Source organism: Sphingobium sp. C100, from assembly GCF_000508185.1.
Taxonomy (GTDB): Bacteria; Pseudomonadota; Alphaproteobacteria; order Sphingomonadales; family Sphingomonadaceae; genus Sphingobium.
The window spans coordinates 1-10,648 of record NZ_AYOY01000026.1; the positions used below are offsets into that span (position 1 = coordinate 1).

At 63.5% G+C, this 10,648-nt stretch carries 9 protein-coding genes; 2 read left to right on the forward strand and 7 right to left on the reverse strand.

The window, feature by feature from the left end; all coding sequences use genetic code 11:
* The first annotated feature begins 91 nt into the window (after positions 1-91).
* A complete protein-coding gene (gene mazG / locus C100_RS28275; protein ID WP_024018390.1) occupies positions 92-874 on the forward strand; it encodes a nucleoside triphosphate pyrophosphohydrolase in 783 nt (260 codons plus the stop codon).
* 32 nt (positions 875-906) lie between these two features.
* On the opposite strand, the gene hflX is transcribed toward mazG, so the two are convergent.
* From hflX to dusB, 7 genes are all read right to left on the reverse strand, one after another.
* Positions 907-2,241 carry a GTPase HflX gene (gene hflX / locus C100_RS28280; protein WP_024018391.1) on the reverse strand — a complete coding sequence of 445 codons (1,335 nt, stop codon included), beginning with the start codon at positions 2,239-2,241 and terminating at the stop codon, positions 907-909.
* A gap of 63 nt (positions 2,242-2,304) precedes the next feature.
* Positions 2,305-2,787 (reverse strand): RNA chaperone Hfq, encoded by a 483-nt coding sequence (hfq, locus tag C100_RS28285; protein ID WP_024018392.1) that lies wholly within the window; start codon positions 2,785-2,787, stop codon positions 2,305-2,307.
* A gap of 210 nt (positions 2,788-2,997) precedes the next feature.
* Complete coding sequence (gene ntrX, locus C100_RS28290) at positions 2,998-4,368, reverse strand: nitrogen assimilation response regulator NtrX (protein WP_024018393.1); 1,371 nt, start codon at positions 4,366-4,368, stop codon at positions 2,998-3,000.
* Positions 4,358-6,613: a sensor histidine kinase gene (locus C100_RS28295; RefSeq protein WP_024018394.1), complete on the reverse strand. Its 2,256-nt coding sequence runs from the start codon at positions 6,611-6,613 to the stop codon at positions 4,358-4,360. The genes ntrX and C100_RS28295 overlap by 11 nt, the downstream gene beginning before the upstream one ends.
* Positions 6,614-6,723: 110 nt before the next feature.
* Complete coding sequence (gene ntrC, locus C100_RS28300; protein ID WP_024018395.1) at positions 6,724-8,169, reverse strand: nitrogen regulation protein NR(I); 1,446 nt, start codon at positions 8,167-8,169, stop codon at positions 6,724-6,726.
* Complete coding sequence (locus C100_RS28305) at positions 8,169-9,278, reverse strand: two-component system sensor histidine kinase NtrB (protein ID WP_024018396.1); 1,110 nt, start codon at positions 9,276-9,278, stop codon at positions 8,169-8,171. The genes ntrC and C100_RS28305 overlap by 1 nt, the downstream gene beginning before the upstream one ends.
* Entirely contained in the window at positions 9,275-10,297 is a 1,023-nt protein-coding gene (gene dusB, locus C100_RS28310; RefSeq protein WP_024018397.1) for a tRNA dihydrouridine synthase DusB, read from the reverse strand. The genes C100_RS28305 and dusB overlap by 4 nt, the downstream gene beginning before the upstream one ends.
* Between dusB and C100_RS49050 the strand changes: the two genes are divergently transcribed.
* Positions 10,251-10,648, forward strand: a 398-nt coding sequence (locus C100_RS49050; RefSeq protein WP_235219008.1) for a 2-C-methyl-D-erythritol 4-phosphate cytidylyltransferase, incomplete at its 3' end; no start/stop codon positions are given. The genes dusB and C100_RS49050 overlap by 47 nt on opposite strands.

Consider the following 10,648-nt stretch of genomic DNA (forward strand, 5'->3'; position numbering starts at 1 on the left):
CGCTTCAAATCGAAACCGCCCTGGTCAGGCGGCTGCGCAGCCCCTATCGCGCTTCGGTAACTACCCTGTTCAACCAGCCTTCGGATATGCCATGCCCGACAAGCCCAGTCCCGCCGACATCATGCCGCTCGCCAATGTCATGGCGCGGCTGCGCGATCCACAATGCGGCTGCCCATGGGACATTGCGCAGGATTTCGGCTCGATTGCGCCCTACACGATTGAGGAAGCCTATGAGGTCGCCGACGCGATCGAGCGCAACGACATGGCGGCGCTGCGCGATGAGCTGGGCGACTTGTTGCTCCAGGTGGCGTTTCACAGCCGCATGGCCGAACAGGCCGGGCATTTTACGTTGCAGGATGTGATCGACGGCATCAGCGAGAAGATGATTCGCCGCCATCCTCATGTTTTTGGCGAAGGCGCCCGGCGCGAGGATGGCCATGCCCAATGGGAGGCGATCAAGGCGGTCGAGCGGGCGGAGAAGGAACCGGACCCAAGTGCGCTGGCCGGCGTGGCGCTGGCGCTACCCGCCCTGCTCCGCGCGGAAAAACTGCAGAAGCGTGCGGCGCGTACGGGTTTCGACTGGCCGGACATCACCGGCGTGACCGACAAGATCACCGAGGAACTGGATGAGGTGCGGGAGGCCGCGACGCCGGGGGAGCGCGAAGAAGAGGTCGGCGACCTGCTATTTGCCGTCGTGAACCTCGCCCGCCATCTCAACGTCGATCCCGAACAGGCGCTGCGCAAGGCGAACGCAAAGTTCGACCGACGCTTTCGGACGATGGAGGAAGTGGCGGGTGCGGCCTTTTCTGACCTGTCGCTGGAGGAGAAGGAAGAATTATGGGGTGAAGCCAAGCGGCGTGAAAAACTGGCCTGAGGCGGTTGGGTTGGTGTCAGCCCTGCCCACCCTCATTCCCGCTCGCGTTTGTTGAAGCGGGCGAAGGCGGCGTCCGACAGGCGAACGTCAACACGCGTTTCTTCCTCTTCGATCCGGGTCGAGAGCACTTCGCCATGTTCGTGCAACCAGGCCAGCGTTGCGCCATCGGATACGGGAAGCCGTAGTCCATACACTTTGGCGCCGCGCGTCATCCGGTCGCTGATCGCCCGCTGGAGCATGTCCACCCCCTCGCCCGTCAAGGCCGACAGGATCACGACATCATCGCGGCGAGCGGCCTGCTCGCGCGCGAGCACTTCATCATCGGCGCTCAACAGGTCGAGCTTGTTCCACGCCTCGATGATCGGCGGCGGCGCGGGTTCCCCCTCCCCGCGCTCCAACGCCGGTTCGCCGGCGACGCCCAGTTCCCCCAGCACGTCCAGCACATCGTCACGCTGTGCTTCGGAATCGGGATGGGCGATATCCCGAACATGAACGATGAGGTCTGCCGACAGCACTTCCTCCAGCGTCGCCCGGAACGCGGCGATCAGTTGCGTGGGCAGGTCGGAGACGAAACCCACCGTGTCCGACAGGATCGCCTTGTCGAGGCCAGGTAGCGCGATCTGGCGCATGGTCGGATCGAGCGTGGCGAAGAGCAGATCCTCCGCCATGACGGTCGCGCCGGTCATCCGGTTGAACAGGGTCGATTTGCCGGCATTGGTATAGCCGACCAGCGCGATCACGGGCCACGGCGCGCGTTGACGCCGGGCGCGGTGCAATCCGCGGGTGCGAGTCACTTGGTCGAGTTCCCGGCGAATCTTGGCCATGCGATCGCGGATCATGCGACGGTCGGCCTCGATCTGGGTTTCGCCCGGACCGCCGAGGAAGCCGAAGCCGCCACGCTGCCGCTCAAGATGGGTCCAACTGCGGACGAGTCGGCCGGCTTGATAGTCGAGATGCGCCAGTTCGACCTGAAGCCGGCCTTCATTGGTCGCCGCGCGTTCGCCGAAAATTTCAAGGATCAGGCCAGTCCGGTCGATGACCTTGGCTTCGCACGCTTTTTCGAGATTGCTTTGCTGCACCGGCGACAGGCTGTTGTCGACAATGACCAGTTCAGCTTCTTCCTGCTTGATCAGGGTTGCGATCTGATCGACCTGGCCGCTGCCGAACAGGGTGGCGGGCTTGCGGTCACGCACGCGGAAAGCCTGGGCCGCGCGCACGTCGATGCCGATAGCCAGGGCAAGGCCACGCGCCTCCTCCAGCCGGGCATCGCTGTCCCGACGGTCGGCATTATGGGTTTCGGCATGAACGACGACGGCGCGCGCGCCGCGCGCCACTTCATCATCGGAGTCGCGGTTGAATATGGCCATATCAGCTTAAAGCATTCCGATACGCGCCGGTCCACCAATGGATGGCACGGCGCGCGATGCGGATCAGTCGTCCTGCTCGTTTTCGCCACTCAGGTCGAGCGCATGGAGCGGCTGGACCGTCGAAATGGCGTGTTTGTAGACAAGCTGGACCATACCGTCGCGTTCCAGCAACATGCAGAACAGATCGAAGGCGGCGATTTCACCCTGGAGCATGACGCCGTTCACCAGGAACATCGTCACCGGGCTGCCGGATTTGCGGACGGCGGACAGGAAGATTTCCTGGAGCAATTTGGACTTGCCATTGCCCTCACCGGACTTGCGCAACTCGGTCAGATCCATCGACTGGGCCGGCATCACCGTCGAAATGGCGTGCTTATAGACGAGTTGCGACTGGCCATCGCGACGCAGCAGCACGGAGAAATTATCGAACCAGGTGATGATACCTTGCAGCTTCACGCCCTTGACCAGGAACATGGTCACCGGGGTCTTGCTCTTACGCAGGCTGTTGAGGAAAATATCCTGCAAATTATTGACTTTGTCGGCCATGGTCTTTGCCAGTCCTGTATTCTTGGCGGGACGTTACCCGCTCTTTGCACCCTTAAGCAGAGTGTCTTGCCTGCCCCCGCGCACCGGGAGCGGGCCGGTTCTACCGCAATTGCGAAGATGCGTCCACAAGCGAGATGAGCGGCGGCCAACTTCCTCCATCAAATGGCCCGGACGCGCTTTACGATCGCATCCGGGCCATCGTCGCCCGCTTCAGTCCTTGCCTTCGGTAATGCCCAGCAGCTTGAGTTTCCGGTGCAGCGCCGAGCGCTCCATGCCGATGAAGGTCGCCGTGCGCGATATATTGCCCGAAAAGCGGCGGATCTGGATGCGCAGATATTCGCGCTCGAAACACTCGCGCGCCTCGCGCAGAGGGGCGCCCATGATCGCCGATTGGCCCACGCCCTCTCCGTTCCCGCCGCTGGTGAGTTCGGGCGGCAGCATGTCGAGTTCGATCCGGCCGATGCGATCGCCGGGCGCCAATATCATCGTCCGTTCGATGACGTTGCGTAATTGGCGGACATTGCCGGGCCATTCATTCGCCTGAAGCGCGGCCATGGCGTCGCTGGCGATTTCCGGTGGCGGGACGCGCCGATCGGCGGCGAATCGCGCCAGATAATGATCGACCAGCGGCGGAATATCATCGCGCCGTTCGGACAGCGGCGGAATGGCGAGTGGGACGACGTTGAGGCGGTAGAAGAGATCCTCGCGAAACCGGCGTTCCTCTATTTCCGTCGCGAGATTGCGGGCGGTGGAGGAGATGACGCGGACATCCACCTTCACCTGCCGCTGGCCGCCGACGCGGGTGAAACTCTGGTCGGTGAGCACGCGCAGAATCTTGCCCTGCGTCGTCAGGGGCATGTCGGCGATCTCGTCCAGATAGAGCGTGCCGCCATGGGATTGTTCCAGGAAACCGGGACGGACCAGGCCGCTATTATCCTCGACGCCGAACAATTCCTCCTCGACGCGGTCAGGGTCCATGCGGGCGGCGGCGACGATGATGAAGGGCGAGTCGGCCCGACCGCTCCAGCTGTGGAGCATCCGCGCGGCGACTTCCTTGCCCACCCCCGCCGGGCCGGAGATCAGCACGCGGCTGCCGGTGCCGGCCACCTTCTTGATCGTGGCGCGGACGCCGTTGATGGCGGCCGACGTGCCGGTCAGTTCGTCATCCTGGCCGAAGCGCGCGCGCAGCACCTGATTTTCCCGGCGCAGCCGTTCGGTCTCGGTCGCGCGGGCGACAAGATGAAGCAGCCGATCGGCTTCGAACGGCTTTTCGATGAAGTCGGCCGCGCCCTTGCGGATAGCGGCGACGGCGGTGTCGATATTGCCATGACCGGAAATCATCAGCACGGGGATGGTCGGGTCTCGCCGCTTGATCTCGTCAAGCAGTTCCAGCCCGTCCATCCGCGACCCCTGAAGCCACACATCAAGCAGCACCAGCGAGGGACGGCGCGCGTCGAGCGCGTCGATCGCGCTGTCGCTATGGGCGGCGGTGCGGGTGGTAAAACCTTCATCTTCGAGCACACCCGCGACCAGGTCGCGAATATCCTCTTCATCGTCCACAATCAGAATATCAAGCGCCATTGGCCGTCACTTTTCCTTTGGGGAGGGCTATCACCTGTCCCTCTTCCAGTTTTTCCAGCGCCCCTGCGGCGAACCGCAGGGTCACACACGCCCCGCCCCCTTCGGCATCGTCGAAGCGGATCTCCCCCAGATGCTCCTCGACAATCTTCTTGACGATGGCGAGGCCCAGACCCGTCCCTTTGGATCGCGTCGTCATATAAGGTTCCAATATCCGGTCCCGTTCGGGCGGCAGACCGATGCCGTCGTCACGCACGGTGATGACGACATCGCTGCCGTCCCGCGCCAATGCCATGCGAACATGGCCACGCGGCGTTCCATCATCAGGAACAGGTTTTGGTTCAATGGCTTCCACCGCATTCTTCACGATATTTGTAAGCGCCTGCCCCAATTGGCGCCGGTCGCAGACCAGTTCCAGATCGACCGCTTGGGCATCATATTCAAACCGGATGTCGGGATGCGCGACTTCGTGCAGGAATAGGGCGTGGCGCGCAATGTCGCCGATCGCCTCACGCCGGAAGACCGGTTTGGGCATCCGCGCGAAGGAGGAAAATTCGTCCACGATCCGCCGCAGATCGCCGACCTGGCGCACGATCGTGCCGGTCAGGCGGGAAAAGGTGGCCTTGTCGTTCGTCACCTCTTCACCATAGCGGCGCTGGAGCCGTTCGGCGGCGAGTTGGATCGGGGTCAGCGGATTCTTGATTTCGTGCGCGATGCGACGCGCCACGTCGGACCAGGCGGCGCGGCGCTGGTCCGAAAGCTGCTGCGTGATGTCGTCGAAGGTCAGGATATGACGCGATGCGTCCCGCGCCAGTTTGACCGCAAGCGTGCGCAGGTCGCCATGGGCGCGGACCTGCACGATGCCGGCATCCTCGTCCGAGGCGACAAATTCAGCGAGTTCGGGCGATATTTCGGCGAGGCGGCGGCCCACAGGATCATCCCCCTGCTCCACCAGGATCGCCGCGGCCGAGCTGTTGAGCAACACAATCACGCCCGCAAGATCGACCGAGAGGACGCCGGCAGTGACCCCCGACAGGATCGCCTCGATAAAAGCGCGGCGCTCGTCAAGCTGGCTGTTGGCGGCGACCAGCGCGCCGGTCTGCGCCTCCAGCCGCTGGGTCATGCGGTTGAAGGCGGCGGCAAGCGTGCCGATCTCGTCGCGGCTCTGGGGACTCGTCACGCGCGCGGACAGATCGCCGGCGGTGATCCGCCGCGCCGCCGTGACCAGCTCGTTCACCGGCCGGACCATCCAGTCGGCGACGGCGAGCGCAATGTAAACGGCGATGCCGACCAGCAGCAGCGACCCCACGAACAGCGCGATGTTGAAACGCAATTGCAGCGCCCGCGACTGTGCAGCGAACAGATCATAGTCGGCGATCACCTTCTGCGCGCGCTCGACATTGCTGAAGGATGATGTGCCCGCATTGCGGGTGGCGTAGAGATAGATCTTGGATTTGGGGTAGAGCAGAGTCACCGCCTCAACCTGGTTGGGGCGCGCCTGGACCACGATATCCTCGCCAGCGGCCAGGCGACGGACGACTTCGGCGGACAGCATTTCCGACGCGGGGCGGTTTTCGGGGTCAACGGTAGCGGCGGTGCGGGCGATCCCGTCCTTGCCGACCTCGATAATGGCGGACCGGTTCAACTTGCGGGTGACGACCTGATAGATATACCCCTCGGCAAAGCGCGGGCTCGATACCTCCGTCTGGCCCAGATAATCGCGCAGGTCGCCGGCCATGGTCAGCGTTTCATCCCGCACTTCGCGCAGATTCTGTTCATAATAGCCGCGCGCCAGTTCGCTGGCATTTTGCAGCATCCCGCGGGCGCTGTCGGAAAACCAGAATTGTACGCCATATTGAAACAACAGCGAGGCGAAGATCACGACCAACAGCATCGGCACGCTGGCGACGATCGAGAACATGGCGACAAGGCGGACGTGCAACTGACCGTCGCTGCCGATCGCCGAAGCCGCGGCCCGCCGCTTCGCCACGCGGCGCCCCACCAGGACGAGCAAGGCGATCGCAGGCACCAGATTCGCCACCAGCAGCAGGGCGACGATGGGCGGCGTCAGCAGCGTATAGGATTGGCCACTACCAGACAGCAGATGATAGGTGAGCCCCGCCATCCCCAGAAAAAGGGCAAGCGTCACAGCTTCCACCAGCGCGGCGAGGCGCCCGTTGCGCAGAAAATGCGGCACAAGCCTCCGCCCTGCGGAGGCCCGCCTGCGGAGGGTGGTCGCGCCATTCATAGTGGCTTTGTTACAACAAGCCCGTGCCCGTTCAAACACAGTATTTGAGACGCCCGCTGTCGCTGGTCGATGCAGGCCATCGGTTCGTCCTGATATGCCACTGATTCCGGTCAGTCCCCGATCCGCAACTGGAGCGGGTCCAGACCATAGTCGGTCAGTTTCTTGCGCAGCGTATTGCGGTTGATGCCCAGCAGCCCGGCCGCGCGGATTTGATTGCCATCGACGCTGGACAGCACTTCTTCCAGCAGCACCGGCTCGATGACCGCCAGCAGGTCTTCATGCAGGGCGCGCTGGGGCTGTCCCAGGCCGATGCCGAGCTGTCGCTTGGCCCAGTCCCGCACGGCATGGACGAGTTGCTCGGGTGGCGCGGCATGGTCGGCGGGCACGGCGTCCATCGGCAGCATGTTCCGCAACATTTCAGCCGTGATGATATTTTCCCGGCTCAGCACCGCCAGCCGCTGCATCATATTCTGAAGCTCGCGGACATTGCCCGGCCAGTGCCAAGCCATCAGAAGTTGCGCCGCGTCATCGGCCAACGCCTTTCGCGGCAGACCCTCCTGCGCCGCGCGGTCGAGGAAATGGCGGGCAAGCAGGATCACGTCCTCGCGCCGTTCCCGCAGCGGCGGCAGCGCGATCGGCACGACGTTGAGCCGATAATAGAGATCCTGCCGGAACCGGCCTTCCTCGATCAATTGAGGCAGATGCTTGTTGGTTGCGGCAATGATGCGGACATTGACCCGCACCGGCTTCGACCCGCCCACGGTCGTCACCTCGCCCGATTGCAGCACACGCAACAGCCGGGTCTGTGCCTCCATCGGCATGTCGCCAATCTCGTCGAGGAAGAGGGTTCCCCCCTGCGCCTGCTCGAACTTGCCGGCGGTCCGGGCATGGGCGCCGGTGAACGCGCCCTTTTCATAACCAAACAGTTCCGCTTCGATCAGTTCGCGCGGAATGGCGGCCATGTTGATCGCAATGAATGGCTTGGTGCGACGCTGCCCCAGGCTGTGAATGGCCTCCGCCACCAACTCCTTGCCGGTCCCCGATTCGCCGAGCACCAGGATCGACAGGTCGTTGGAAAGCACGCGCGCGATCGTGCGATAGACTTCCTGCATCGCGGGTGAGCGGCCGACGAGCGGCAGCTCGTCATGCGGCAGCCCCCCTTCCCCATCCATTTCCTCCGCGCTCTGCCGGGTGCCGAGCGCGTCGGCAACGGCTCGGGTCAGTTCGTTGAGGTCGAACGGCTTGGGCAGATATTCGAACGCACCTTTTTCCGTCGCGCGGATCGCCGTGTTGAGCGTGTTCTGCGCCGACAGGATGATGACGTTGAGGTCGGGGTTCCGCTCGATGATCTGGGCCACCCCATCAAGCCCATCGCCATCCGGCAGCATGACGTCGGTGATCAGCACGTCGGGCGCAAAGCTTTCCATCAGCGCCGTGCGTTCGCGGATCGAGGCGGCGGTCTTGACCTTATGCCCCTGTCGCCGCAGCGCTTCGCCCACCACCACGCAAATGGCAGGATCGTCGTCGACCACCAGGATTGCGCCGGACGCCGCCATCACGCCATCCCCATCGGCAACAGGATACGAAAGGTGGATTCGCCCGCCTCTGGATCGCGCGCATATTGAACGAATCCGTTCATGTCGCGCACCAGCTTGTCCACCAGCGCCAGCCCCAGGCCCTGCCCGTCGCGCTTGCCGGTGATGAAGGGATTGAAGAGATGGTCGAGAATATGTTCAGGCACACCGGGTCCATTGTCGATCACGAGAATTTCGATCGGCAGCACCGCGCTGCCCTTGCCGCCGCCGACCACGACGGAAACGCCATGGCGAAAGGCGGTTTCGACCCGGATGCAGGGGCTTTGAACATGCTCCAGCGCCTCGGCCGCATTTTTGAGAAGGTTGATCATCACCTGCACCAGCGCGTCGTCATTGATGTTAGCGAATGGCAAGGATGGATCATAATGTTTTATGATCTTGATATTTTTTGCAAAACCAGCGGCCGCGATACCGGCCGCCCGGTCGATCAGCGGATAGATATTTTCCGGTCGGCAATCGAGCGTCCGGTCGGTCGTGAAATCCTGCATCCGGTCGATCAGCGCGGCGATGCGATCAACCTCGTTGCAGATCAACTGGGTCAGCGCCGCATCGCGTCCGCCCTGGCTGGATTCGAGCAACTGCGCCGCACCGCGTATGCCCGACAGCGGGTTCTTGATCTCATGCGCCAGGATCGCCGCCGCGCCCATGGCGGAACGCGCGCCACCCGATGAGCCGCGATGGCCGATCTTGCGGGCCTGGCTTTGCGCATGGAGCGAGACGACCCGCCAGCCGTCATGATCGATGATCGGCGCGATCATCAGATCCACCTCCATCTCGGCAGTGCGCCCGGCATGGACCTTGATGTCATAGGCCGCGACGGCCTTGTTGCTGTGCCAGATGTCGAACCGCGCCCCCGCCTCCGCAATGCGGATGGTCCGCGACACGTCGCTGCCGATGATGGCCGACCGGGCCATGTTGAGCAAGGTTTCGGCGCGGACATTGGCATCGGCGATGCTGTTGTCGGGCTTCACGATCAGCGTCGCTACCGGCAACGCCGTCATCTGTTCGCCCAGCGATGGTCCGTCCTGCGCCATGCGAAGCGGCGGGACGGACGTCAGCGCGCCGGTCATGCCGCCTTTCGCAGCTCCGCAGCATCAAGGCCGCTGGCGATCAGCGGCTCATAGAAGCGGGCGAGCATGTCGAGCACTGTGCCCGCATCCGGCTCCTTGTTCACGGCATTGCGGAACTCGGCCGAACCAGTCAGCCCCTTGGTATACCAGCCGATATGCTTGCGCGCCATATTGACACCGGTATGCGTGTCATAATGATCGAGCATCGCATGATAATGTTCTACGATAACGCGATATTGCTCTGCTAGTGATGGGTCGGGAAGGCGTGTGCCATCCGTCAGCCATGCCATGACCTGGCCGATCAGCCAGGGCCGTCCATAAGCGCCGCGACCGATCATGACGCCATCCGCGCCGCTCTGTTCCAGCGCGGTGTCCGCGTCCTCGATCGAACAAATGTCGCCATTGACGATGACGGGCAGCGTCACGGCATCCTTGACCTTGCGCACGAAGGCCCAGTCGGCCGATCCCTTATACATCTGATTGCGGGTGCGGCCATGCACGGTGATGAGCTTCGCCCCCAGATCTTCAGCAATATGGGCGAGTTCGGGCGCGTTGAGGCTGGCATGGTCCCACCCCATGCGCATCTTGACGGTGACGGGCACGTCCACCGCGTCCACCGTCGCCTTGATGAGCGCGGCGGCGAGCGGCAGGTCGCGCATCAACGCGCTGCCCGCGTCGCCATTGACGACCTTTTTCACTGGGCAGCCCATGTTGATGTCGATGATCGCCGCGCCGCGATCAGCGTTGAGCCTGGCGGCCTCGGCCATTTCCACAGGCGAGCAGCCGGCCAGTTGCATCGACACCGGTTCTTCCAGCGGATGCCAGGCGGCCTTTTGCAGCGACTGGCGCGTTTCGCGGATCATCGCCGCCGACGCGATCATTTCTGTCACGTTGAGGCCCGAACCATAGCGGCGGACCAGCGTGCGAAACGGCATGTCGGTGACGCCGGTCATTGGCGCCAGCACGACCGGCATGGCGATGGTCACGGGACCGATGAAAATGGGAGAAAGACTGCGCATCGAAATTGTAACAAACCTGCCTAAAAAACAGGCAGCCTTTAGCGGAAAATGGGGAGGACGGCAAGCGAGGGGCTGGCGGCGCCCGATCGGCTCGTCTATGCGCCGGGTCATGACATCGGCCAAGCCCCGTATCGTCGCGCTGATCGTCGCCGCCGGCCAGGGGAACCGGGCGGGCGGCGATCGTCCCAAACAGTTTCGGATGCTCGCGGGCAAGGCCGTTCTGGCCCACGCCTATGACGCGCTCGCCGCCCATGACGGGATGGATGCGGTCTTCATTGTGTTGGGCGACGGCCAGGAAGCAACCGCGCGCGCCTCGTTAGGCGACCAGCGCCCCGCCACTTTCGTCGCGGG

Bases quoted from the DNA above. Each gene is read 5' to 3' on its own strand.
- hfq (WP_024018392.1), bottom strand. From the start codon at position 2,787: ATGGCCGACAAAGTCAATAATTTGCAGGATATTTTCCTCAACAGCCTG.
- hflX (WP_024018391.1), bottom strand. From the start codon at position 2,241: ATGGCCATATTCAACCGCGACTCCGATGATGAAGTGGCGCGCGGCGCG.
- ntrX (WP_024018393.1), bottom strand. From the start codon at position 4,368: ATGGCGCTTGATATTCTGATTGTGGACGATGAAGAGGATATTCGCGAC.
- C100_RS28305 (WP_024018396.1), bottom strand. From the start codon at position 9,278: ATGACCGGCGCGCTGACGTCCGTCCCGCCGCTTCGCATGGCGCAGGAC.
- C100_RS28295 (WP_024018394.1), bottom strand. From the start codon at position 6,613: ATGAATGGCGCGACCACCCTCCGCAGGCGGGCCTCCGCAGGGCGGAGG.
- dusB (WP_024018397.1), bottom strand. From the start codon at position 10,297: ATGCGCAGTCTTTCTCCCATTTTCATCGGTCCCGTGACCATCGCCATG.
- mazG (WP_024018390.1), top strand. From the start codon at position 92: ATGCCCGACAAGCCCAGTCCCGCCGACATCATGCCGCTCGCCAATGTC.
- ntrC (WP_024018395.1), bottom strand. From the start codon at position 8,169: ATGGCGGCGTCCGGCGCAATCCTGGTGGTCGACGACGATCCTGCCATT.